The organism is Saccharothrix sp. HUAS TT1 (genome assembly GCF_040744945.1).
Classification (GTDB): Bacteria; Actinomycetota; Actinomycetes; order Mycobacteriales; family Pseudonocardiaceae; genus Actinosynnema.
The window spans coordinates 6440259-6464204 of sequence record NZ_CP160453.1 but is presented as its reverse complement, the minus strand read 5'-3'; the positions used below and the strand labels follow the sequence as shown (position 1 = coordinate 6464204).

The window sequence follows — 23946 nt, the reverse complement described above, 5'->3', positions numbered from 1 at the left end:
CGGACCTGGGCGAGCCGTCGCCCAGGGCGGCGGGAGGGAAGTCAGCGCGTCAGGGTGGTGACGGCGGAGACCAGCGGACTGCCCTTCCGGCGCCGTCGGCGGTGGTGAACCCGGCCGACGACGACGCCGTGGTTGTTCAGCGCGACCGGCATGCTGCGGTCGCCGCCCAGCGAGTCGAGGTAGGTGACCCGGCCCGCGTTCCAGACGAACGCGCGGGTCACCGAGCGGTCCAGGGTCGAGGTCCAGCCGACCACGTCGCCGCGCTCGTTGATCGCGACCGCCTCGGACGGCGCGGGGACGCCGAGGTCGACCTGCTTGCCGCCGGCGGGCCACAGCACGGCGCGGGAGTCGCCGGCGGCGTCCACCGCCCAGCCGACCGCGTTACCGCGTTCGTTGCGGGATTGCGCGCCGTGCGCGACGCGGCCGGTCTCGGACAGCACGGTCACCGCGTCGCCCTCCCAGCGCAGCGCCGACGATGTCACCGGCCTCGTTGACGGTCTCCGGGTTCGAGCTTCGTGCACGCGGCCTCGGCGCAGCGGATGGCGGCGTGCCACACGGCGGCGCGTTGCTGCCGGCTGTCGGCGGAGGTGGTGTAGTACAGCGGCACGGCGCCGTTGTCGTTGATCACCTGGCTGAGCGCCCACGCCGCGCCGGGCGGAGTGGTGGCCTGCCGCTCGCCACCGAACCGGATCCACGGCCGCTGCGTGTTCGGTATGCCCGTGCTGTCCAGCCCGAGCACCTGGCCACGCTGGTTGATGGCTCCGACGAGCCCCGGGACCGAGGTCGGTCGCCCCGCCGCGCGGTGACCACAGGACGGCGTGCACCCGGCCGTCGCCCTGGGCGCTACCGATGACCTGCCCGAGATCGTTGACGCCGCTCGGGTAGTGGTCCGGGTAGCCGGGGAGGCCGGGTAGCTCGGCGGTCACGAACGCGGAGGGACGACCGCGCCGTGGCGCCGGGCGTCAGCTGAGCGACAGGTCCGAGGTGGGGAACGTGCCGTGCGCCGGGTTGACGTCGGGCTCGCCGCCCTGGCCGTCGCACCCGCGTGACGGGTTGAACGCCAGGTACGTGCCCGACCCGCAGGCGGTGCTGAACTCGGCGTCGCCGCCGACCACGACGCTGCCCGACAGGTTCGCCCCGTTCTGGATCAAAGCGTTGTCCTTCACCACCGCGTTGCCGCCGACCACACCGCCGTTGACCCAGCCCAGGCCCTCGATGCGGGCGTTGCCGGTGACGGTGGCGGTGTTGGCGACCCAGCCGCCGCCGTTGGCGTGCCAGCGCCCGCCACCGGTCGGCGCGGGCTTGACGTGACCAGGCTCGAAGCCCGACGGCGTCGCCCCGGACACCCGGAACTCGTAGGGGAACCGGCGCGCGGTGTTGTAGCCGTCCAGGAACGCGTAGCGCGGCACGGCCGTCGGGGTGGCGGTCACCACCAAGTGGACCTCGCGCTCACCGGCCTGGAGCTGGAAGGTCAGCTGCCCGTCGACGCCGACGACCAGCGGCGAGTAGCGCGGCGTCCCGTTGCGGACCGCTACCAGGCCGAACGTCCAGCCCGTCGCCCCGGCCTCGGCGTGGCCCTCCACCCGCACCTTCACCAGCGCGCCGTCGGCCGCCACCAGCTTGATCTTGTTGTAGCCGTAGTCCGACGGCACGGTCCGGGTGTTGATCCGGAAGTGCCCGGCGGCGGCGTCGACCGCCTCGACCGAACCGCCGTTGTAGGCGTTGAGGAACCCGGCGCCGTAGACGTTGTCGATGAACGGCATCAACGTGGACCGGTTGCCGTAGTCCCACGTCACGTTGCGCGTCGCGTACTCGCCGACGCGGCGGTTCAGCTCGGTCTGGCTGATGCCCGCGATCCGCCGGTAGACCTCCAGCGGGTGCTCGTTGTCGCGCGCCTCGTTCCACAGGCGGTTGAACATCGCGAGGCCGTCGCGGTCCTTGATGTACTGCACCAGCATCCAGTTGCCGTAGTGGTGCCTGCTGGAGCTCCAGTACAGGTTCTCCGACCGCAGCCAGCGCGTGAGTACCCCGGCCGTCCCAGGAACGTGTAGTTCTGGAACACGTGGGCCAGTTCGTGCGCGAGGCCCCACGAACCGGGCAGGGCCGCGCCGGGCGCGATGTTGATGATGCCCACCCGTCCGTCGATCGAGCCACCGGTGGCCCACGCCTCCAGGTTCGACCGGCCCCAGGTCTGGGTGATGATCACGATGATCTTGTGCTGGGCGAGCAACCCGGTTTCCGGCGTGAACCGCATGGTGTTCACGTAGAACGTGTAGAGCCGTTCCAGCTGCTCGATGACGCTGTTCGGGTCGAAGTTGTACGGCGAGGGCGCGGCCACCGGGTTGGCGCCCGACCGCTCACCCCACAGCAGGACGAAGTTCGTCGATTCCCTGGTGCGGTCGGCCGCCCAGGGCACCTCGCCGGTCTGCGTCCACCTGGCCGGGATGTGCACGGTCTTCGCGGCAGCCGCCGAGACCGGCGCGGCTGACGCGGACGACGAGGTCGACGCGCTGGTGGGCGAGGTCGACACGGTTATCGCGAGGACACCGGCGAGCAACGCGGTGAACGCCGTCCTCACCCCGCCCGCAGTGCTGAAGGAGCGCACCGTTGAACTACCTTCCAGTCGATTCCACGGGGACGATTCCCGAGCCGTCGGCGGTGCGGTCGGAAACCCTTTCGAGTAATGTCGAACGACGATCGAACAACGGTCGAACGGCATCGAACCGCGAGTAGCGGTGGCGTTAGCGCCGCTTTTTCACCATGTCCTGCGAAACAGTTTCGGCAAGGGTCGGCCCGGTGCCGCCCGACGGGCGGACGCGCCGGGGGAGGCGACGACGCCGAGCGGTTCCCGCCCGGTCGGCGGCGGTCGGAGCGCCCAAGCCACGGGACGTGGGGGAGCGCTCGCCCGCGTCGATCAAGGCGATCGTTTTCCCCGATCACATTCCGAACCGGCCCGGTAACCCGGCGTTGACGTTCCGGAAACCAGCCTCTACCTTCGGCCGCAAGGATTCACCACACTTTCGATCAGCGTGCCGCCAACCGCCGCCTCCGTTTGTCGGCAGCCGTCGTCCGAACGCGTTCGCACGTGCGTTCACCAGCGTGAACGCATTCATCACCGTGAACAGCGCCGGGCCGACCGAATCGAGCGCGAAACGCCCGGTTCAACACAGGAGACTCCTTTGAGCAAGCACGGCAGATTAGCGTCGCTCGCCGCCGTGGCGAGCGGGTTCATCGTCGCGGTGGCGGTTCTGGTGGTGCCCTCGGCATCGGCCGCCACCCTGTTCGTCGACGACTTCGAGGACGGCAACTCGTCCGGCTGGAGTTCCAGCGGCGGCACCTGGTCGGTGGTCGCCGACGGGTCGCGGGCGTTGCGCCAGTCCGGCTCCAGCTCCGACGCCAGGACCCTGGCGGGCACCGCGTGGTCCGGCCAGTCGGTGCAGGCCAGGGTCAAGCCGACCGCGTTCAACGGGTCGAACCGGCACGTCGCGGTGACCGCGCGGGCCCAGAACACGAGCAACTACTACTACCTCGGCCTGTCCAACGCGGGCTCGGTGGTGCTCGGCAAGCGGGTCGGCGGCGGGTTCACCGCCCTGGCCTCCGCGCCCGCCTCGGTGACCGTCGGCTCCTGGCACACCGTGCGGCTGGAGGCGTTCGGCAGCACGTTGCGCGGCTTCGTCGACGGTTCCCAGGTGGTGACGGCGACCGACGCCACCTTCGGCAGCGGTCGGATCGGCCTGGCGACGCACTACGCCGGGGCGGTGTTCGACGACGTGCTGGTCACCGACGTGGCCGGGCCGGGCGGTCCGACCACCACCACGACCACGACGACCACGACGCAGCAGCCCGGCACGTGCGCGACCTCGGGTCGGCCGATCGGGTTCGCCTCGGTCACCGCGTGGGGCCAGAGCGGCACCACCGGCGGCGCGGGCGGACCCACGATCGAGGTCGACACGGCGGCGGAGTTCCTGGCCGCGATCGCCCAGACCGGGCCGTTGAACATCTGCGTGCGCGGCATGCTCGCGCTGCCCGGCCCCATGCACAACGTCACGTCGGACAAGACGATCGTCGGCATCGGCTCGGCCTCGGGCCTGACCGGCGGCGGGCTGAACATCGGCCTGCCGGTCTCCGAGGTCACGTCGCCGCCCGCCGACGCCGTGCACAACGTGATCGTGCGCAACCTGGTGTTCCGCGGCTGGGCGGACGACGCGATCAACGTGCAGATGTTCTCCCACCACGTGTGGATCGACCACAACGACCTGTCCGACGGCTACGACGGCGCGATCGACATCAAGCGGGGCTCCAGCTACGTCACGGTGTCGTGGAACCACACCCACAAGCACACCAAGAACATGCTGCTGGGTCACGACGACGACAACGGCGCCCAGGACACCGGCCGGCTGAAGGTGACCTACCACCACAACTGGTTCGACCGCACGCCGCAGCGCAACCCGCGGGTCCGGTTCGGCGAGCCGGTGCACATGTTCAACAACTACTACCTCTACAACACCGACGTCGGCGTGGCGTGCCAGGCGGACTCGGGCTGCGTGGTGGAGGGGAACTACTTCGAGGACGTCGAGGAGCCGGTGAGCAACAGCTACGCGGGTCCCGGCGGGCGCTGCGTGGCGCGGAACAACGTGTTCGTCGGCGAGTCGGGCCAGCCCGACTGCAGCGGCGCCGTCCAGGAGCCGCGCGACTACTACCCCTACACGTTGGACGACCCGAACAGCGTGAAGGCCGCCGTCATGGCGGGCGCGGGGGTCGGGAAGATCGGCTGACCGCCGCGGCGTGGCCGACCTCGGTCGGCCACGCCGCTCTCCCGGTCCGGAGGTCGGTCAGGAGAGCGAGGCGATCGGGGGCCGGCTGACCGCGGTGACCTCGGCCGGGAGGTCGGCGGCGAACACGCTCTCGCCCTTGTCGACGCCGAACGCAGCCACGTGCACGAGGGCCTTGGCGTTGAGGGTTTGCTGTCTGCGTGCGTGATGACCGAGCCGTCGTGCGCGAGGCCGCGCAGCGGGTTGCTCACCGCGAGCGCTTCGACGCCCCGTGCCCGCAGCCGGTCGATGACGGGCCCCGGCTGGAGCCGTCCGCGAACGCGCCGTGCACCAGCACGAGGACCCGACCGGTCGAGACCGTCCCCTTGACCGGTCGGCGGCGTCCGGTCGAAGGTCGAGGTGTCCGCCGCCCCGATGCGAGGAGATGGGTCCTTGAGCGCACTCGCGGTCCGACACGACGTCGGGTCCTCGTTGACCGTCGGTGACGGGGTGGTGGACCTCGTCCACTACACGTACGTGCCCGACACCCCGCGGCTGGAGTCGCCCAAGCCGTTCCTGCACCCCGTCCGGACCAGGGCGGGGCGGTTGGTGAGCCTGTTCCGACCGCACGACCACGTGTGGCACAAGGGCATCGCCTGGTCGTTGCCGAACGTCGGGGACGAGAACTTCTGGGGCGGGCCGACCTACGTCCACGGCCGGTCGTACGTGCAGCTGGACAACAACGGCACGCAGCAGCACCGACGGGTGATCGACGTCGGCGCGGAGGGCGGGTCGGCGTGGTTCACCCATGAGCTGGAATGGATCACCCAATCCGGGCAGACGATCATTACCGAGCGTCGCACGGTTGCGGTGACTCTGGTGTCGGCCGCGGCGTGGGCGCTGACCTTCGACACCGCGATGACCAACACGTCCGGGCGGGACATCGCGTTCGGCTCGCCGACCACCCGCGGCCGGGAGAACGCCGGTTACGGCGGGTTGTTCTGGCGCGGGCCGCGCTCGTTCACCGGTGGGCAGGTCGTGTCGCCCGACGGGGTGGGCGGCGACGAGCTGCGCGGTCGGCGTGGCGAGTGGATGGCCTTCACCGGGCGGCACGACGGCGACGACGCGGAGTCCCTGGTCCTGGTGGTCGACCACTCGGCCAACCCGCACCACCCGCCGCGCTGGTTCACCCGGTCGGAGAACTTCGCGTGCCTCAACCCGGCCCCGTTCTTCAGCGAGGAGCTGGTCGTCGCCGATGGTGAGGTGGTGCGGTTCCGCTACGGCGCCGGGGTGGCCGACGGCGGCGCCGGGGATGCGGCGGCGTTGGCGGACGCCGTGCGCGACGTGCTCGGGCGTGCGGGGTGAGCACGTTCCCGGGCGGCGCGTCGCTGTCGTTCCTCGACGTCTACGACGACCCCGCGCCGGACGGCGTGGTCGGTGGCAGCCCGCACCTGCACCTGGCCTCCACCGAGTGTTACGTGGTCGTGGGTGGGACGGGGGAGTTGCACACCGTGACCCTCGACGGTTGCCGCGAGATCACCCTCCGTGCCGGGTCGGTGGTTTGGTTCACCCCCGGGACCATCCACCGCGCGGTCAACCACGGCGGGTTGCGGGTGGTGGTGCTGATGGACAACGCCGGGCTGCCGGAGGCGGGCGACGCGGTCATGACGTTCCCGCCCGACGTGCTGGCCGACCCGGACCGCTACCGCGCCGCGGCGACGTTGCCGGAGCGGGCGACGGAGGCGGAACGCGTGGTGGACGCGCGGCGTCGCCGTGACCTGGCCGTGGAGGGGTTCGTCCGAATCCGGGACGCGGTCCGCGACGGTGACCTGGGGCCGCTGCGGGAGTTCTACGCCGCGGCGACGGCGTTGGTCGGCGCGCGGGCCGCCGCTTGGCCCGCGATCGTGCGCGACGGGCCGCTCCGGCAGGCCGAGGCCGGCCTGGCGGTGGCGAACGCGCTGGCAGCGGGGACGGCGGGGCACCTCGACCGGGCCGCCGTGGTCGAAGCGGCCGCGCCGGGGCGGACGTTCGGCATGTGCGGACGCCTGCGCCCCTACGACGTCCGCGAAGGACCGCGCCCACCCGCGACTCCCACCGCTCCTCCACTTCACCAGGAGAACCTTCCGTGACCACTCGTACCCGCACCTGCGCCATCGTCGGCACGGGGGCCATCGCCGGGGCGCACGCCGAGGCCATCGCCCAGGCCGGTGACCGGGCGCGGCTCATCGGGGTCGTCGACGTCGAGGCCGAGCGGGCGGCCAGGTTCGCGGCGGAGTGGGACGTGCCCGCCTTCGCGAGCCTGGCCGAACTGCTCGACGCCGAGCGGCCCGACCTGGTGCACCTCTGCACACCTCCGGGCTCCCACCTGCCCCTCGCGCTGGAGTGCCTGGCGGCGGGCGCGTCGCCGCTGGTCGAGAAGCCGCCGGTGCTGTCGCTGGCCGAGCTGGACCGGCTGCGGGCCGCCGAGGCGGGGGCCGGGGCGCCGGTCGCCACCGTGTTCCAGCACCGGTTCGGCTCCGGGGCGGTCCGCCTGCGGCGGCTGGTGGCGGAAGGCGCGTTGGGGCGGCCGCTGCTGGCGTCGGCGGACACTCTGTGGTTCCGCGACGACGAGTACTTCACCGTGCCGTGGCGGGGCAGTTGGGAGCTGGAGGGCGGCGGCCCGACGATGGGGCACGGCATCCACCAGTTCGACCTGCTGCTGTCGATCCTCGGGCCGTGGAGCAGCGTCAGCGCGGTCGCCGCGCGCCAGGCCCGCGACACCGAGACCGAGGACGTGTCCGCCGCGCTCGTGCGGTTCGACTCCGGCGCGCTGGCCACCGTGGTCAACTCGCTGGTCTCACCGCGCCAGACCAGCAGGCTGCGCTTCGACTTCGAACTGGGCACCGTCGACCTCGAACACCTCTACGGCTACTCCGACACCAACTGGACGTTCACCCCCGCACCCGGCCTCGTCACCGGAGCGTGGACGGGCGAGGCGGACACGCCCAGCGGCCACACCGCGCAGTTCACCGCCGTGCTCGACGCGCTCGACGCGGGCACGCCGCCGCCGGTCTCCACCGCCGACACCAGGACGACCGTGGAGTTCATCGCGGCGGTCTACGCGTCCGCGTTCACCGGGCGGACGATCAGCCGGGGCGAGATCACCGAGGGCCACCCGTTCTACGGCAGCATGGCGGGCAGCGGGGCGCCCTGGTCGACCTGACCCCGCGACCGGGCCTTGGTCAGTGGAGCGGGCGTGGTCAGTGGAGCGGGCGTGGTCAGGGGAAGCGGACGCGGTCAGGCGGCGGGCAGCCGGTCCAGCACGAGTTCGGCCAGCGACTGCGCCGCCGGGCACGCGTCGGCGGTGCGGTCGGCCAGCCTCAGGTTGACCGACATGACGGCCCTCTCGGACCGCCCGCTCCCCGGCTGGTGCAGCGCGATCCGCAGCATGCAGATCCCGTCGCGGTCCTGCCGCCGCGTGGGGTGGCCCTTCACCGAGCCCTGCTCGACGCCCAGCCACCTGTCCGCGGGCTGCACGTGGACGAAGAAGACCTCCACCGGCTGACCGTTGTCGTCGGGCGTGTCGCCGAGCTGCCACGTGCACCGCTCGCCCGGCTCGGCCGAGATCCGCCGCGCGTAGGGCGTCCCTGCGGCATCGGTGATCTCCTGCTCGCCGAGCAGCGCGCACACGTCACCGTCCACGAACCGCTTCGGGGTGGACACGGCCGGTTCGTCCGGTCGGGTGCCCTCGACCGGTGACGTCACCTCGATCCAAGTCGACGGCGGTGACGTCGACGTCGGCGCGGAGACGTCCTCGGCGCCGCACGCGGCGGCGAGGAACGCGAACGGGAGCAGCAACGCGGTGGCGGTGGTCCTGCCTGGCAAGCGGGTCACGGGTGGAACGCTACGGCACTCGCGCACCGAGACACGTCCGAACGGCCGTACGGTGCACACCCGGTCGCTTGGGATCGACACGGCCGAACGGCGGCCATCGGCGCCACGGCGCACGGTCTTGTGCGGCCATACTCGGAAGATTCGAGATCGGGTTTCGTGGAGCCACACGTGGAGCCTTCCGTCACCGCTTTGATGTTTTCTTTTCGGTTATCGTGGCTCCATGGCAGATGCCGGTAAAGGGCGGCAGGCGCGCGGCGAGGTCGAGCAGTTGCCGAGCGGGTCGCTGCGGGTGCGGGTGTACGCGGGTGTCGACCGCGGCTCGGGCAAGCGGCGCTACCTGACGGAGACGGTCCCGGCCGGTCCCGCGGCGCACCGCGAGGCGGAGGCGGTCCGCGTCCGGCTGCTCGGCGCGGTGGAGGAGCTGCGCAACCCGCCGGCGAACGGCCACCCGGCGCCGGACGAGGCCGAGGGCGCGCGTCGGAGTGGCCGGCGGCGCGGCGAGCTGACCGTCGCGGCGGTCGCCCAGCTGGCCGGTGTGTCCGCGCCGACGGTGTCGAAGGTGCTCAACGGGCGTCCGGGCGTGGCGGCGACGACCCGCCGCCGGGTCGAGGCGGCGCTGCGCGACCACGGCTACCGTAGGCCGGAGGCGGTCGTGCGGGCGCCGAACGTCGAGGTCGTCTTCTTCGGCATGCACAGCTACCTGGCGGTCGAGATCATGCGCGGCGTCGAGCAGGTCGCGAGCGGGCACCGGCTGGCCGTCGGGTTCATCGACGCCGTGCGGAACACGCCGACCGGTCGGTCCTGGGCGCACGACCTGCTGGCGCGCCGGCCGTTCGGCGTCGTCGCGGTGCACCTCGGCTTCACCAGCGAGCAGCACGGCCTGCTGGCCACCAGCGGCATACCCCTGGTCGCGCTCGACCCGCTGGGCGAGCCGGAGCACTCGGTGCCGTCGGTCGGCGCGGGCAACTGGAGCGGCGCGATCGCCGCCGCCCGGCACCTGCTCGACCTCGGCCACCGGCGCATCGCGGTCATCACGGGCCCGGTCGACCGGATGTGCGCGCGGGCCAGGTTGGGCGGTGTCCGCGCGGCGATGGAGGGGCAGGGCGTGCCGTTGGACGACCGGTTGGTGCGCATCGGGCACTGGTTCGCGTTCGAGGACGGTCTCGCCCACGGGCGCGAGCTGCTGCGCCTGCCGGACCCGCCGACCGCGGTGCTGTGCGGCAACGACCTCCAGGCGCTCGGCGTCTACGAGGCGGCCCGGCAGGAGGGCGTGCGCGTGCCGCAGGACCTGAGCGTGGTCGGCTTCGACGACATCTCGGCCGGCCGGTGGAGCGGTCCGCCGCTGACCACCGTGCGGCAGCCCATGGTCGAGATGGGCGCCGCCGCCACCGAGCTGGTCCTGGCGCTGGCCGCCGGTCGGCCGCCCGCCCGGAACCGGGTCGAGCTGGCCACCACCCTCATCGTCCGGGACAGCACCGCACCTCCGCGCGCCCTCGCGAACTGAGACCGCGGGCTGCCGGTCGTCGATCGTCGTGGTGCGTCTCAATCGGGGGGAGGGGCGGTTCCCGTCGTACGGTGGTGGAGGCTGCGCCTCCGCCGATCCTCGTACGACGACCTCGTGGACAAGGGAACGGGCATGATGACGTCGCGGAAGTCCTGGAACCCCGGTGTGCCGGGCGGTCGGAACGGCATCCCGGCGCGGGGCGGGGCGGGCGGTCCGAGGCCCGTCGACCGCAGGCCGGGCGCCGGGAACGTCGCCGGGCGGCACGGGCGCCCGGGTGGCCGGTCGGCCCGGCCGGGCATGGTCGAGCTGGTCTTCGACCACATGCACTCCGAGTGGGCCATGGAGCTGATCCGCGGCGTCGAGCAGGTGGCGACCGCCGAGCGGGTGGCGCTGGTGCTGTCCGAACTGGACGGCGCGCGCAGGCCGGGGGCCGGGTGGTTCGACAACCTGCTCGCCCGCAGGCCGCTCGGCGTCATCTTCGTGCTGATCGAGCTGGACGACCTGCAGCGCCGCCGGTTGACCGCGTCCGGCATCCCGTTCGTCTTCGTGGACACCGCCGAGGACCTGCCGCCGGGCGTGCCGGTGGTCGGCTCGGCGAACTGGGCGGGCGGAGTGGCCGCGGCCCGCCACCTGACCGACCTCGGGCACCGGCGCATCGGTGTCATCTCCGGCCCGACCTCGCTGCTGTGCAGCCGCGCCCGGTTGGGCGGTTTCCACAGCGCGCTGGCCGCCGAGGGGCTGCCCGCGGAACCCGACCACGTGCGCCGGGGCGAGTTCCGCGCGCACAGCGGCTACCTGCACGGCATCGACCTGCTCGACCGCGCGGACCGGCCGACCGCGATCTTCGCCGGGTCGGACTACCAGGCGCTGGGCGTGCTGCGCGCGGCGCACGAGCTGGGCCTGTCCGTGCCCGACGACCTGTCCGTCATCGGCTACGACGACCTGACGATCACCGAGTGGATCGGGCCGCCGCTGACCACCGTGCACCAGCCCCTTCGGGACATGGCCGCCATCGCCGCGCAGATGGTGATCACCCTGGCCCGCGGTCGGCAGCCGCCGCACCAGCGGATCGACCTCGCGACCGAGCTGGTGGTGCGGCAGAGCACCGCACCACCGCGCGAGCGCTGAACCGGGTCAGCGGTCCACGCAGACGACCCGCCCGATCGCGTACCAGTCGTGCGCGAAACCGTCGTCGTCCTCCCAGACGTCCAGCTCGTACCAGGACGTGCCGGTGGCCCAAATGTTCGGCAGCACCTGCCCGGCGGGCGTCACGCCGGCCGTGCCGATGAACGACCAGCCCGCCGACAGCCGCCGCTGGTCCCAGTCGCACTTCACGTCGAACCACTTGTCGCCGTGGTCCACCGGCGAGGTCGCGGTGCGCAGCTCCTGGCCGGGCAACGGGTTCGCGCACACCGCGTAGGTGGTCAGCCGCCAGTCGCCCGCGTACCCGTCGGGGTCCTCCATGCCGGTCACCGCGACGCTCGTCAGGTCCGCCGACTGCGCGATCTGGTTGACGTGGACCTGACCCGCGCCCTGGGTGTCCCACCCGGACGCGAGGAGCTTCTTGCCGGTCGGGCAGGTGGCGCGCACCTGCTTGTTCACGGACGTGGGGGCCGACGAGACCCGGACGACCGCGTGCCCGGGAACGGGCAGCGCGCACACCACCTCCAGCACCAGGCCCCAGTCGTCGGTGGTGCCGTCCTGGTCCTCCTGGGCAACCGCCACGGCGAAGGTCGCCGTCAGCGTCAGCCCGGTGACCAGCACGTCCCGCCTGTTGCCCCGGACGTAGGCGAACGCGCCGACCAGCTGCTTGCCCGCCGGGCAGGACACCGTGCTGATCCGGCTGACGGACGACCCGAGCCGGGGAGGCGGGGACATGACCACCTCCTCGCCGGGGATGGCGGCGGAGGCCGGTGGCGTGACGAGGACGGCGGCCGTGACCGCCGTCAGTAACGCGGAAAGGGTGCGGAGCAGCGTCATGGTGGGACCTCACAGGGGGCAGCGGGACGGCTATACCAAGCGGGACGCCTCACTGCGCCCGTGGTTGCTCCGGGGGGCTGACGTTCCTTGAGGACGATGGGTCCGATGTGGACGAGGAGCCGCAGGGATGTCCGCCGAGCGCGGATGAGCGGCGGTCGGGGTGACCGGTCATTCAGGGCGGATCGAGTACGCGCGCGGGTACTTGCGGCCCTCGGGTGGCGCGGGGGAGCCGGTGAACGACACCGGTGTGCCGGTGGGCAGCATGGCGCGGCCCGCCGGCAGGTCGTCCTTCGAGGCGAACCACGAGCCGCCGCGGGAGTCGGTGATGAAGCCGTGCGCCTGCCCCGCCCGCCAGCCGGTCACGGTGCCGCGGCGGCGACCGCGCGGTGCGCCGGCGGGCGAGGGGACGGCCTGGCTGGAGCGCACGAACGGCGGGCGCAGCGGGTAGCCGGGCTGGCCGGACGGCGTGAACAGGTCGTCGAAGGACGGCGTCAGCGTCGCGGCGGCCCGCAGCGGCGCGGCGGTGCGCGGCATCCACTCCGGGGTCGTCGACTCGCGGAACACGCCGTCGACCACCGGCACCACCACGCCGACGCCCCGCCTTGCCAACCGGGTCGCCAACGGGGTGAAGTCGGCGTCGCCGGTGACCAGCACGACCCACTCCAGCGGCACGGTCGTGGCGCGTTCCCACGCTTCGAGTGCGAAGTGGACGTCCACTCCCTTCTCCTTGCCGCCGTGCAGCGGCAAGTCGTGCCGCGTGACCCCGGCGGCGGTCAGGGCGGCGTCGAACGACGCGGCCGGCGTCTCGATCCGCCCGCGCACGTAGTGCGCCTCGTGCAGCACGCAGTCGTCCAACGCGGTCTTGGTCACCTTGTGGGCGTGCCACCGCAACGCGTCGTGGAAACCGTCCAGCGAAACCCGGGCCGCGCGCGGGTGCTCGGTCGCGTAGAAGTCGCTCAGGTAAGCGAACCACGTACCGTCGTAGAACACCCCGATGCGCACGATCTCCCCCACCGGGGCGACTTTACCCGCACGACCGCGGGCCGCTAACCCGCCGCGTCGGCCCGGACCGCGACGGGCATCAGGTAGACCAGCGCGTCGTCCACGCCGTCCAGGCACAGCACGTCGTGGGCCAGGTCGTCGTAGAAGCCGCCGATCATGCCCAGCGCCAACCCGGACGCCCCGGCGACCAGGGCCAGGTTCTGCGCCAGGTGCCCGGCCTCGGTGAACGCCAACCGCAGCGCGCGCAGGCCGTACGCCTTCCGCAGCGCGCTCACCCGCGTGTACAGCGCCAGCACCGCGGGCGTGGTGGTCAGGTCCACCCGGCCGTCGCCGTGGCCGAACCACATCGAGGACGCGCTGACGTCCGCCACCGGCGGCGCGGGCGCGACCTCGACCAGGGTGCGCCGGACCTCGTCCACGTCGTACACGCCCGGCTCCAGGCCGGTCACCCGCCACGCGACCAGCCGCAGCCGGGCGCTGTGCCGGGCGCCCGCGCTCGGGTACGGCCGGCGGCCGTCCGGCAACGCGCCCTGCGCCGTCCACAGCAGGGTCGCCAACCGGTCGGCGTCGAGCGGGCCGGCCGGCTCCTCGCCGCGGGCGGTGCGCCGGGTCAGCAGGGCGTCGGCCAGCGAGCCCGGCACGGTCGCGCCCGCGGGCAGCGGCACGTCACGCCACCACGGCGGCCTCGGGGCCGGCGCCACCGGGACGGCGAGGGGACCCTGGTCCGGCACGCCGGGGTGGAACCGGCTGGCGGCGAGGTAGTGCCGGTCGGGCGCGGTCGCGCCGTCCTGGTGGAACGGGAGCGGCCCGTCCGGCTCCTCGGCCGTCATCGCCACCAGGCGGCAGACGGTGCGCTCCTCCTCCGGGTCGACGCCCAGGCGGTTGAACAGCATGTGCAGCTGTGAGCCCCAGACGTAGCGCGGCAGGTCCGCGCGCACCTGCTCGGCCCAGTGCGCCACGGCGCCGGTGGCGTGCGATTCGAGCCGGTCCCAGCGGGTGGCGAGGGCGGCCGCGCGGGCCTCGTGCAGCGTCCGGGCGGCGAGGTGCGAGCCGAGCGGGGGAGGGGAGCCGGGCTCGTCGACCTGGCGCCACCCCGTGGCCAGCGACCGCAGCCAGGACGCCGCCTCCACCCGGTCCAGCTTCAGCGCGGTGGTCGTGGCCATCGCCAGCTCCACGGCGGCGGTGAACTTCGCGCCCCGCGTGCGGACGGACCGGAGCACGGCGACCGCCACCTCGGTGCTGCGGCAGAACACCTCCTCGGCCACGGGCAGCGCGTCCGGGCCGCCGTACCGGTCCACCTCGGGCTCGTAGGGCGTCTCGCGGACGTCGCCGTGCGGCAGCCAGCCGTCGAACGCGGACGGGTCCACGTCCACGACTGGGTGATCCGCCAGTGCGACGAGGTCGCGCAGCCGGTCGGCCAGGTCCTCGGTGGCGTCCCGCAGCCGGACGCGCAGGTGCGGGCCGGTCCGCCAGTACCGGATGTAGAACCAGTCGGCGAGGCGCCCCTGCCGCCGCCGCCCGTCCAGCTCCGGTGCGAGGACGTCGGCGATGAACGCGTCGACGTCCTCGACCGACCAGGACAGCCGCACGTGCAGGCTGGTCCACGTCATCGCGCCTCCAGGGGTGTGAGGTCGTAGGCGAAGCCGGTGCCGCGCGGGCGGCCGGCCAGGAGCAGGTAGAGCAGCGAGTGCGACGGCGGCGCGCCGGCCAGGGCCTCCAGCGGGCCGTCGTCGGTGCTGCGGACCGGGCGGCAGAACGCGCCCTCGGCCGCGGCGGCCGTGCCCACGTGCTGCGCGGTGGCGCCGGCGGCGCGCAGCAGCGCCCGGTAGCCGTCCGGCCCGTCCGACGCCACCGCGGCGGCCGGGTCGCCGGTCGTCACCAGGGCGAGGTTCATCGAGGCGATGTCGAGGGTGCCGGGCGGGTGCCCGAACACCGGTCGCAGGCCGGGTACGGCCGGTCCCGGCTCGACCAGCCGCAGGCCGCCGGTCACCGCGTACCAGCCGTCGGCGACGCCCTCGACGTTGCGCACGGCCAACCGGTGCCGCAGGTCGGCGCGCACCGGTGAACCGGCCGGCGGGTGGTTGACGGCCTCGACCACGGCGTCCAGCACGCCCGCGGGCAGCGGCCTCGGGTCGGCCGCGATACCACGTGGACCAACGCCTGAACTGCGGTGTGGGACGGATACCGGGCCGGTGGTACCACCGTCGAACGCCACGGTGACGGTCAGCCCGTCGGCCCTGGCGCCGAGACCGAGCCGGGCCGCGTGCTCGACCAGCGCCGCCGCGACGTGACCGACCTCCAGCTCGGTCAGCACGTCGCCGAACTCGCGGTAGCCGGGGGACAGGCGGTCGCGGCGGCGGACCAGCTCGACCCGCGCGGGACCGTCCGGCACGGGCGTCCCGTCACCGACCAGGGCCCGCCGCACGGGGTCCAGCACCCACCGCCGCGCGCCGACCGCCAGCGCCAGGTCCACAGTGGACGCGGCACGCGCGGACGGGTACGACCGGTGGTCGTTGTACTGGTTCCACGGTTCCCACCGCAGCGGTGTCGCGACGTCGGTCAGCAACCGCGCCAGCGCCTCGCCGAAGGGGCCCTGCGCGGCCAACGCCGCCAGTGGCACGCGCGGTCCCGAGGCAGCGGCCGTGCGCGGCGACGTGCCGGGCTCGACCACCCGCCCGGGACCGTGGCTGTAGGCGGCGGCCAGCGCCGCGGACTCCGCGCTCACGGGAACGGGTGGGGCAGCGGGTCGCCGGCCAGGCGCAGCCGCGGCAGGCCGCGGGTGCGCCGGTTCAGCTCGCCGAACGTCATCGGCACCGCACCGGGCACGATCACCTTGGCCGAGTGCAGGCCGAGCCGGTCGCGCACCACCGGGTCGCTCTGGTCGACCGCGATCACCTCCAGGTCCAGCTCCGCCCACCGGCGCACGTAGTGCTCCAGCAGCGCGTCCAGGTCGTCGCGCGGCACGTCGGGCGTCACGAGGTCGTACTCCGGGCCGTCGGCCAGGAAGTCGTACCGCTCGGCGGCTTCCGGCAGCCCGTTGACGTTCACGTGGTCGTCCATGCTGCGGATCAGCCGCGGCTCGCGCAGCAGCCGGCGCAACCGGTCCGGGTCGTAGTCGCCGGGTTCGACGCGGTACCGCTTGGCGCCCGCCTCCACGTCCATCGCGACCTCGGCCGCCGCCGAGCGCATCGCCGCGTCCGGGTCCAGACCCGCGCCGGCGGCGAAGAACGCCCTGGGCAGCTGCGGTCGCGGTGACGTGCAGCGGGCGAGCGACAGCACGGACGGCACGCCCAGGTCGTTGGTGGCGTCGTACAGCTCCAGCCGGTAGCCGAGCTGGTCCAGCCGGTCCGCGATGTGCCCGGTCACGTCGTCGCGCACCCGCAGCCGGGGCAGCCGGGCGCGGCCGTACCAGGCGGTCAGGAACGCGTCCCGCTCGGCGACCTCGAACAGCCCGTACAGCACGGCCTCGGTGAGGCTGTTGCCGGCGCCGCAGCCGTTGGACGTCTCGTCCACGAACCGGGGTCCCACCGCCGGGCCCCAGTAGGCCACGTGCTCGGGCACCGCGACGGGGCGGGCGTGGGTGTAGGACCAGCCGTGCACCCATCGGGTCCGCACGTCCGGGTTGTAGGGCACGACGTGCGGTGACTCGTGGTCGGGCAGACCGAGGCGGGTCGGGTCCAGCGCGCGGTCGCCCAGTTCGGCGAACGACGCCTCCAGCACCGTGGTGACGCGCCGGGGGCGCAGCCCCGCGTGCCGTTCGACCGCCTCGTACAGCGCGACGCGTTCGGCCTCGGCGTAGTCGGCGGTGCGACCGAAGCCCGCCTGGCCGCCGCCCAGTTCGGCGCTGACCGCCGCCACGGTCAGGTCGCCGATGCGGTGCATCCCGCCCACCGGACCGTGCCTGAGGTCGAACAGCTCGCGGTGCAGGGCGTCGCCCCCGGTGAGCGGGTTCGGGCCGCGCAGCGTTCCGGGCGTCACCGGCACGGGCGCGCGGACGACCGCCGCGGCCTCCGGGGAGTCCTCGGGCAGCGGGCCGCACGTCGGGCAGCCGCCCGGCCGGGGGCGCACCCGGTGCTCGCCCACGGTCGCCAGGTCGGTCCGCAGCGCCAGGACCCGGTCGCGGTGCCCCTCCGGGTCGGCCAGCACGCGGTCCACCAGCAGGGCCAGCAGCGGCCGCAGGGTCGGCGGGGCAGTGCCGCCCAACCGCATCCGCGGGTTGCCGCGCGGTACCGACTCGCCGAGCGTGGCGAGGCGGGCGTCCTCGGCGCAGCTCACGCACACGCCGTCCGACACCGGCCCGATCAGCACCAGCGCGCCGTCGAACCGCACCGGCAGCACGGGACCGTCCGCGCCGACGTCGGCCAGGTCGCCGATCGTGTAGTCGGTCAGCTCCACCACCCGCACGGTCACCGGCCCTCCTCGGGCGCCGCGAACGCCACCAGCCCGGCGGCTTCCAGCACCGGGCCGAGGTGCACCGGCTTGACGTCGGCCGCGAGCGCGCGCAGGGCCTCCTGGAACGCGTCTTCGGCGTCACGCAACCCGTAGGGCCAGTACCAGTCGCGGTTGGTCCACGGCGCGGCGGCCGCGTCAGGGGTGGGCACGGGCGCGGCTCCGCAGAGGACGACGGGCCCGGCGCCCGATCCGGCCTGCGCCGATCCGGCCGCTGCCAGGGCGGCGAACGCGACGGCGTCCGCCGGTTCGGCCTCGACCGCCCAGGACAGCTCCTTGCCGTCCGCCCGGACCACGGCCCGCACCACGCCGTCCCCGAGCCGGGTCACCTCCACCGCGGCGGGCAGCGCGAACCGCAGCGCCACGGCCTTCCACCAGCGCCGGGCGGTCGGGTCGGCAGACCACTCCGACTCCGCGACCGGCGTGCCGGGCAGCCGCCGGACCGCCGTGCGCAGGGCCAGCCCGAGGGCGTGCACCCGGTCCGCGCCGAGCACCGCGCCCTCCGGCGCGAGCCGACGCGCGGCGCGCAGCAGGGCGTCGAGCCGGGCGGCGTGCTCGGTGGTCCCGTACCCGATCACGTCACCGGACGCCGCCAGCTTCACCGGCAGCTGCGGCAGGTCGCCGGGCAGCGGGGTGGGGACGGGGCCCAGTTCGCGGTCGCCCAGCACGTCCAGCAGCGTGCCGTTCGGCTCCCGCGGGCGGACGGCGGACAGCCACGGGTGGTACTCGGCGTGCAGCGGGTCGACCCGGGCCACCAGGACGGCCTGGTGCGGCGGGCCGCCGGGCGGCACGTCGCTCCACATGTCGACCACCTCGCCCGACGGGTCGGGCAACCCGCCCAACGCGCAGACCAGCCGGTGCGCGGCGGCCGAGCCGACCAGGGCGGCCAGCACCTCCGGCGGCTCCCCGGCAGTGCCCGCCAACCGGTCCGCCACCGCCGCCGCGTCCGCCGTCACGTCGGCGACCGGGCCGGGTGCGACCGCGAAACCGACCTCGGCGGCGCACCCGGCCGCGACGGCGTGCTCCCCGGCGACCAGGAGCAGCCCCGGCCCGGACCGGGCGGTCACCTCCAGCCCCGCCGCGCCGAGCGCGCGCCGCGCGGCAGCGGCCAGGGCGCCCTCGCCGATCACCTCGACCGTCGCCGACCGGAGCCGGCGCCACGCCTCCAGCGGTGCCGGCGCGACGGACTCCAGCCAGCTCGCGATGTCCTCGGGCGGCGCGTCGGGGCCCCACTCGGCGGGCACCTCCACCAGCAGGTCGTGCTCCCGCAGCTGTCCGATGAGCAGTTCCAGCGCCCGGGCCACCGCGGGCGACGCGTGCTCCGGCACCGCCAGCTGCTCCGGCGGCACGCCCTCGGCCAGCGGACCGGCCAGGCGTTCCCAGATCGTCCACAGCCCCCTGCCGCCGTCGAGGGTGAAGCTGGAACGCCATCCCCGCACGTGCAGGCCGGTCTCCGTGGGCGTCGCGTGCGCGATCGGCCGCAGCCGCAGCAGGACCCCGCTCACCTCGCCACCCGCGCCATCTGCGCGACGTGCTCCGACCAGCCGATCCCGGTGATCCGCTGCACCGCCCGCACGACCAGGCTCGCGGCCAGGTAGCGCTCGACCGGCGTCACGTCGCACACGGCCAGCAGCTGGTAGAGCACGTTGGTGCCGAAGCGGTAGACGGTGACCGGGCGCTGGTAGGCCGGGTGGTCGAAGTCGACGTCGCGCAACCTGGCGTGGTACTCGCTGACCGGGTCGTCGTCGGCGCGGTTCCAGCGCCGGATCGCCTCCTCCTCGCCCATCGCCACGGCGCGCTCGCCGAGGTGCGCCGAGTAGGCCGTGGGCAGGTCGCCGCGGTCGAAGACCTCCTCGATCAACGCGCGGGAGGCGTCCGTCCAGGTGACCCACGGCGTGGTGACGTCGCCCTCGGCGACACCACGCACGGTGTCCACCACCGGGTCGGCGTTGCGCTCCCACACCCGGTCGAACCGGTCGCGCAGCACGCCGTCGGGATCGCTGTGCAGCAGGAAGCCCTCCAGGTGGGACAGGAACGAGTGGTAGCCGTTGACGAGGCCCGCCGGGAACCGGCTCGCGTGCGCCGCCATCGCCACCACGGCCGACTGCACGCGTGACGGGCCGGTCCCGTCCACCGCCACGGCGTCGGCGATCGCGGGCACGCCCAGCCGCAGGCACCGGGCGCGCAGGTCGACCAGCACGTCGGAACCCAGCAGCCGGCGCAGGTCGGCGAGGTCGGTCGGCTCGACGAGCACGGTGTTGTCCGGGTGGATCGGCTCGTAGGGCGGCGGCACGAGTTCGGCGATCCCGTTCCGCCGGGACTGCGCCAACAATGCCGCCGGGTCCGCCGCCGCGGTGGACGGTCGCGCGGCCAGGTGCGCCCGCAGCCGCGAGGCGACGAGGTCGGCGGCCTCCGGACCGTCGAGCCGCACCCGCACGTGCGGCCCGTGCAACCAGTGCCGCTCCACGTGCCCGGTGGCGCCGGCGTCCTCGGCCTCGGCGAGCGCGGGCAGCACGGCGTCGCGGAGGAGGGGCGCCTTCACCGGGTTGTGGTAGTAGCAGACGACATCGGTCACGAAGCCCTCCAGTACGTTTCCGCGATCAGTTCGACCACCCGGCCGGTCGGCGACCCGGCGCCGGGCACCGGCAGCGCCTCGGTCAGCCGCACGCCGTCCGGGAACCGGGCCAGCAGCCGGGGCAGGCAGCGCAGGTGCAGCGGGTCGCCGAGGTCGGCGTACTGCGGTTTGGCCGCCGTGAGCGCGCGTCGGTAGGCGTCGGCCGACACCGGCCCCCGGTCCGGCCCGACGAACACGTGCTCCGGCAGCCCGTGCCGGGCGCGCAACCGGGCCACGTCCAGCGCGGCCCGCTCCTCCGCGCCGACCGGCGGCGGCGTGGCGAAGTCCCAGGAACGGCGCGCCAGCACGACGTCCCCGAAGGTCAGGCGGCCCCGTGCGGTGACACCGCCGTCCTCGGTGACGGCGCGCAGCCGGTCGAGGTCGACCCACCCGCAGGCGAGGTCGGAGTACAGCGCCACCTGCCGGTCCGGCAGCGCGGGCGGGATCAGGAAGCCCAGGTAGAGCACGTCGAGCGGGACGCCGCGGTGGGTCAACCGCACCTCGTCGGCGACCGGGTCGTGCCGCACCCGCAGCTCGTCGGCGACCAGGTCGGCCCAGCGGGCGTCCTCGCCGACCTCGCGCGCGCCGAGCAGGGGGTGCAGGTTCGCGTTGAAGCCCTGCACCGGCCGGAACTGCACGGGTTCGGTGGTGTGCCGGGACACCTGGCGGGTCACCGCGTCGCGCGCGCCGGGCAGCAGGTCGAGGAAGCGGCTGGTGAACTTGCCGAACCCGGCGTAGACGTGGTTGACCACCAGCCGGCCGTCGCGGGTCGGCTGGGCGAAGAAGCCGTACGAGCCGGTGCGCCGGGTCGCCCACGCGGGCAGCAGGTCGACCGCGGACCGCAGCACGTCGTCGGTGACGACGCCCTCGTGCACCTGCCCGGCCAGCTTCTCGCGGAGCTGGAAGACCGCGCGGACACCGGGGTCCCGCGCGTCGTCGGCCAGGCCCGGGTCCATCGAGTCCTGCCACGCCAGCGCCAGCGGCGCGGCGCACTCGGCGGGCGAGGCGTCACCGCCCTCGCCGAACCGCTCCACGAACCTGGTCCGGATCAGCCGGCGCAGCAGGACCTGCTGGTCGAACGCCACCAGCAGCGGCGTGAGGCGGGTCAGCGCGGGCGCCGCGCCCGGTGGCACCGGCACCGGCTCGGGCAGCACCACGTCCTCGACCACCGGCGTGACGCCGGTCAGGTCCGCGCCCACCCGTTCGCCGAGGTCGCGCCAGCCCGCGGCCAACCCGGCCAGCGCGGTGACGCGGGCGGGCGGGTCGGCGTGCGCGAACGCGGCCGTGGTGGTGGCGAGCGCGGTCAACCGGTCCGCGGTGTCGGCGTCGGTCGGCGCCAGCCACGCGGCCAGCGAGCCCACCGCGTCCGGGTCCTGGGGGTGGATCGGCGGTACCGGCACCAGCAGGCCCACGGCCAGGGTCCGGGTCACGAAGTCGTGCGCCTTGTGATCCGCGTCGGCGGTGGTCAACCGCGCCGCCAGCGCCTCGGCGATCCGGGCGGGCGGCAGCCCGTCGGGCCCGGCTCCCCGAACGAGGTCGACCACGAACCGCAGCGGGCCGGAAGCGGCGACGTCCACCTCCTCCTCGCGGACCACCGCGGCCCGGCCGGAGCCCTCCACCGGGGCGTCCCGGCGGAACAGCACCCGGCCGTCGCGCTCGCGGAGGGCCGGAGCGAGCCGGTGCGGCAGCCGGGGGCCCAAGGCGTCGAGCAGCCTGGTCACCAGCAGGCGGTGCACGGCCGGGCGCGACACCGGCTCCGCCGCGGGCCACGGCCCGTCGCCCCACGCGCCCCAACCGACGTGCGTGTACCAGGACAGGGGACTGGTCTTCGCGGTCGCGCGCAACGCGTACCGGAGCGTCGTCGGCTCGGCCTTGCGCGCCCGCCGGTCGGGCACGCCCTGGCCGCGCGCGGTGCGGTCCAAGCCGTGCAGCAGGTCGGGGCCGGTCAGCACGCTCGCGCGGCGCAGCGGGTCGGCCGCGCACACCTCCGCGAGCCACGCCCGGGACGCGGCCAGCTCGTCCGGCCACGCCGCCAGCACCGCGTCCACCGCGCGCGCCAGCTCGTCGTGCGCGGTCAGCCAGGCGCGGAGCAGGGGCACCCGTTCCGGCAGGTCGCCCAGCTCCGCCGTCGACTCCGGGCGCGGCGCGCGACCGTTGTGCACGTCGCGGCGCAACGGGAGCACGACCCGCCGGTGGAACCCGGCCGAGTGGCCGGCGGCGCTGTCGTGCAGCGCGTCGGCGAGGTCGGGCGCCCGCGCCGCGATCCGGGCGTGCGCCGCCACGACCGCGTCCAACCCGGTCCGGAAGTCCGACGCGACCGGTCGGGGGTGCGGCAGCGCGGCGACCCGGACCAGCGCGTACGGCGCGAGTTCGGTGGTGGTGCGGCCCGTCGGGTCAGTGGCCATCCGGTGCTCCCCGTGGTGAGGGCCGGGGGCGCCCGCGAGCGGACGCCCCCGGTTCGCGTCGACTCAGCCGTGCGTCGGGAGCTGCGGCTGCTGACAGCAGCAGCACGAGGTGCTGCTGCACGAGCACGCGGCCGCCGAGGCGCCCGTCTCCGGCAGCGCGACCGCGTCGCGCATCGCGGTGACGGCCAGGTCTCCGAGGTCCAGCTCCGAGTCGTCGAAGGTGAGGTCCATCGGTCACGTCCTTTCGTCGGTGGATCGGGTGGCGAGCTGCCCGGCCGGGACCGGGCGCGGTGACCCCGACCACCCGGCCGGCGGCCTTGCGGTTATCCGAATCGGGTTCGTCCGGGGTCATCGGGCGCCTCTCCGCGGCGTGGGCAACGAGCGGCACGCTCCCACCTGCCGGTATACGTCCGGTATGCGGTGCGCCGGGCGGTGGTGCGCGGTGTTCGGACTTCCGCCGCGCCGCTCGGACCACGACCTACCGTGTGCGGTGGTCGGTGGGGTTCGAGGTGGGGAGATCCGGGGTGTCGGTCTGTTCGACGTTGCGTGTGGAGCAGGAGGTCGACGTCCGGGTGCTGGGTGGTCCGGCGGTGAGCGGGCCGACCGTGCGCGACGTGGTGCCGGGAGGGGTGAAGGCGCGGACGTTGCTGGCGGCGCTGGCGCTGGACGCCGGCGCGGCGGTGTCCACCGATCGGCTGATGGACTTCCTGTGGGAGCAGGAACCCCCGCGCAGCGCGGTGAAGAACCTCCAGCTGTACGCGTCGCGGCTGCGCCGGTGCCTGGACGCGGCGAACCCCGGCTTCTCCCGACTCCTCGTGCACGTGGGCCACGGCTACCGGCTCGACGTGCCCGCCGACGCCGTGGACGCGCTGTGCGCCGACGGGTTGGCGCGGCGCGGCGCGGCCGCGCTGCGACTGGGCGACGCGTCGTGCGCGGTGGCCGCGTTGACCGCGGGGCTGGCGATCTGGCCGGTCGACGGCCTGGTCGGCCTGGTGCCGTCCGGCCCGGCGACGGCGGTGGCCGCGCTGTGGCGCGAGCGCAGGCTCACCGCCGTGGAACACCTGGCGACGGCGAAAGCGGCGCTCGGCGCGTGGGCCGAGGCGGCGGACCTCCTGGTGCCCCAGGCGTCCGCCCACCCCACCAGGGAGTCGTCGCAGGTGTTGTTGATGCGAGCCTTGGCGCACACGGGTGACCGCGTCGGCGCGATCGACGTCTACCGCAGGCTGTGCCGGGTGCTCGACGCGGACCTCGGCATCAGGCCCGGCGGTGAGGCGCGGGCCGTGTTCGAGGGGTTGCTCGCCAACGCGTGACCGGCCACCCGCGGTCGTGCGACGGCCGCGCGTGGAGGTGGTTGTGCGTGAACAATTT

19 protein-coding genes and 2 pseudogenes are annotated in these 23946 nt (G+C 74.4%); 7 read left to right on the top strand and 14 right to left on the bottom strand.

Going from position 1 to position 23946, the window contains the following annotated elements; genetic code table 11:
* Nucleotides 1-41: 41 nt before the first annotated feature.
* From AB0F89_RS28965 to AB0F89_RS28950, 4 genes and pseudogenes are all read right to left on the bottom strand, one after another.
* Nucleotides 42-482, bottom strand: coding sequence for a hypothetical protein (locus AB0F89_RS28965; RefSeq protein WP_367139030.1), 441 nt, complete (start codon nt 480-482; stop codon nt 42-44).
* Nucleotides 479-739 (bottom strand): hypothetical protein, encoded by a 261-nt coding sequence (locus AB0F89_RS28960; RefSeq protein WP_367139179.1) that lies wholly within the window; start codon nt 737-739, stop codon nt 479-481. Before AB0F89_RS28960 ends, AB0F89_RS28965 begins: the two co-directional genes overlap by 4 nt.
* Nucleotides 740-788: 49 nt before the next feature.
* A pseudogene (locus AB0F89_RS28955) lies at nt 789-926 on the bottom strand (hypothetical protein); the annotation flags it as partial.
* Nucleotides 927-962: 36 nt separating this feature from the next.
* Nucleotides 963-2416: pseudogene (locus AB0F89_RS28950) on the bottom strand (DUF6055 domain-containing protein).
* A 763-nt stretch (nt 2417-3179) separates the two neighbouring features.
* Here AB0F89_RS28950 and AB0F89_RS28945 point away from each other — a divergent pair.
* The 4 genes from AB0F89_RS28945 (at nt 3180) to AB0F89_RS28930 (ending at nt 7953) form a co-directional block, all read left to right on the top strand.
* Entirely contained in the window at nt 3180-4775 is a 1596-nt protein-coding gene (locus AB0F89_RS28945) for a family 16 glycoside hydrolase (RefSeq protein WP_367128796.1), read from the top strand.
* A 429-nt stretch (nt 4776-5204) separates the two neighbouring features.
* Complete coding sequence (locus AB0F89_RS28940) at nt 5205-6116, top strand: PmoA family protein (protein ID WP_367128795.1); 912 nt, start codon at nt 5205-5207, stop codon at nt 6114-6116.
* Complete coding sequence (locus AB0F89_RS28935; protein WP_367128794.1) at nt 6113-6880, top strand: cupin domain-containing protein; 768 nt, start codon at nt 6113-6115, stop codon at nt 6878-6880. Before AB0F89_RS28940 ends, AB0F89_RS28935 begins: the two co-directional genes overlap by 4 nt.
* The gene (locus tag AB0F89_RS28930; RefSeq protein ID WP_367128793.1) at nt 6877-7953 is read left to right on the top strand and encodes a Gfo/Idh/MocA family protein; all 1077 of its coding nucleotides are present in this window, start codon (nt 6877-6879) and stop codon (nt 7951-7953) included. Before AB0F89_RS28935 ends, AB0F89_RS28930 begins: the two co-directional genes overlap by 4 nt.
* A gap of 74 nt (nt 7954-8027) precedes the next feature.
* On the opposite strand, the gene AB0F89_RS28925 is transcribed toward AB0F89_RS28930, so the two are convergent.
* Nucleotides 8028-8624, bottom strand: coding sequence for a hypothetical protein (locus AB0F89_RS28925; protein ID WP_367128792.1), 597 nt, complete (start codon nt 8622-8624; stop codon nt 8028-8030).
* A gap of 220 nt (nt 8625-8844) precedes the next feature.
* On the opposite strand from AB0F89_RS28925, the gene AB0F89_RS28920 reads away from it, so the two are divergent.
* On the top strand, nt 8845-10128 hold the full coding sequence (locus tag AB0F89_RS28920) for a LacI family DNA-binding transcriptional regulator (protein WP_367128791.1): 1284 nt from the start codon (nt 8845-8847) through the stop codon (nt 10126-10128).
* A gap of 114 nt (nt 10129-10242) precedes the next feature.
* A complete protein-coding gene (locus AB0F89_RS28915) occupies nt 10243-11256 on the top strand; it encodes a substrate-binding domain-containing protein (protein ID WP_367128790.1) in 1014 nt (337 codons plus the stop codon).
* Nucleotides 11257-11262: 6 nt separating this feature from the next.
* Here the strand turns inward: AB0F89_RS28915 and AB0F89_RS28910 are convergent, their stop codons facing one another.
* From AB0F89_RS28910 to AB0F89_RS28870, 9 genes are all read right to left on the bottom strand, one after another.
* Nucleotides 11263-12108 (bottom strand): hypothetical protein, encoded by an 846-nt coding sequence (locus AB0F89_RS28910; protein ID WP_367128789.1) that lies wholly within the window; start codon nt 12106-12108, stop codon nt 11263-11265.
* Between the two features lie 168 nt (nt 12109-12276).
* Nucleotides 12277-13122, bottom strand: coding sequence for an NYN domain-containing protein (locus AB0F89_RS28905; protein WP_367128788.1), 846 nt, complete (start codon nt 13120-13122; stop codon nt 12277-12279).
* A gap of 32 nt (nt 13123-13154) precedes the next feature.
* Complete coding sequence (locus AB0F89_RS28900) at nt 13155-14720, bottom strand: thiopeptide-type bacteriocin biosynthesis protein (protein WP_367128787.1); 1566 nt, start codon at nt 14718-14720, stop codon at nt 13155-13157.
* Nucleotides 14717-15835, bottom strand: a complete 1119-nt coding sequence (locus AB0F89_RS28895) for a hypothetical protein (protein WP_367128786.1) — start codon at nt 15833-15835, stop codon at nt 14717-14719. Before AB0F89_RS28895 ends, AB0F89_RS28900 begins: the two co-directional genes overlap by 4 nt.
* Nucleotides 15832-17520, bottom strand: coding sequence for a TOMM precursor leader peptide-binding protein (locus AB0F89_RS28890; RefSeq protein WP_367128785.1), 1689 nt, complete (start codon nt 17518-17520; stop codon nt 15832-15834). The genes AB0F89_RS28895 and AB0F89_RS28890 overlap by 4 nt, the downstream gene beginning before the upstream one ends.
* Entirely contained in the window at nt 17517-19064 is a 1548-nt protein-coding gene (locus AB0F89_RS28885) for a hypothetical protein (RefSeq protein WP_367128783.1), read from the bottom strand. The genes AB0F89_RS28890 and AB0F89_RS28885 overlap by 4 nt, the downstream gene beginning before the upstream one ends.
* Nucleotides 19061-20134 (bottom strand): hypothetical protein, encoded by a 1074-nt coding sequence (locus AB0F89_RS28880; RefSeq protein WP_367128781.1) that lies wholly within the window; start codon nt 20132-20134, stop codon nt 19061-19063. The genes AB0F89_RS28885 and AB0F89_RS28880 overlap by 4 nt, the downstream gene beginning before the upstream one ends.
* Nucleotides 20131-22578, bottom strand: coding sequence for a lantibiotic dehydratase (locus AB0F89_RS28875; RefSeq protein WP_367128780.1), 2448 nt, complete (start codon nt 22576-22578; stop codon nt 20131-20133). The genes AB0F89_RS28880 and AB0F89_RS28875 overlap by 4 nt, the downstream gene beginning before the upstream one ends.
* A gap of 63 nt (nt 22579-22641) precedes the next feature.
* Nucleotides 22642-22809 (bottom strand): thiazolylpeptide-type bacteriocin, encoded by a 168-nt coding sequence (locus tag AB0F89_RS28870; protein WP_367128779.1) that lies wholly within the window; start codon nt 22807-22809, stop codon nt 22642-22644.
* 293 nt (nt 22810-23102) lie between these two features.
* Here AB0F89_RS28870 and AB0F89_RS28865 point away from each other — a divergent pair, with 293 nt between their 5' ends.
* Entirely contained in the window at nt 23103-23888 is a 786-nt protein-coding gene (locus tag AB0F89_RS28865) for a BTAD domain-containing putative transcriptional regulator (RefSeq protein ID WP_367128778.1), read from the top strand.
* The last annotated feature ends 58 nt before the right edge of the window (nt 23889-23946 follow it).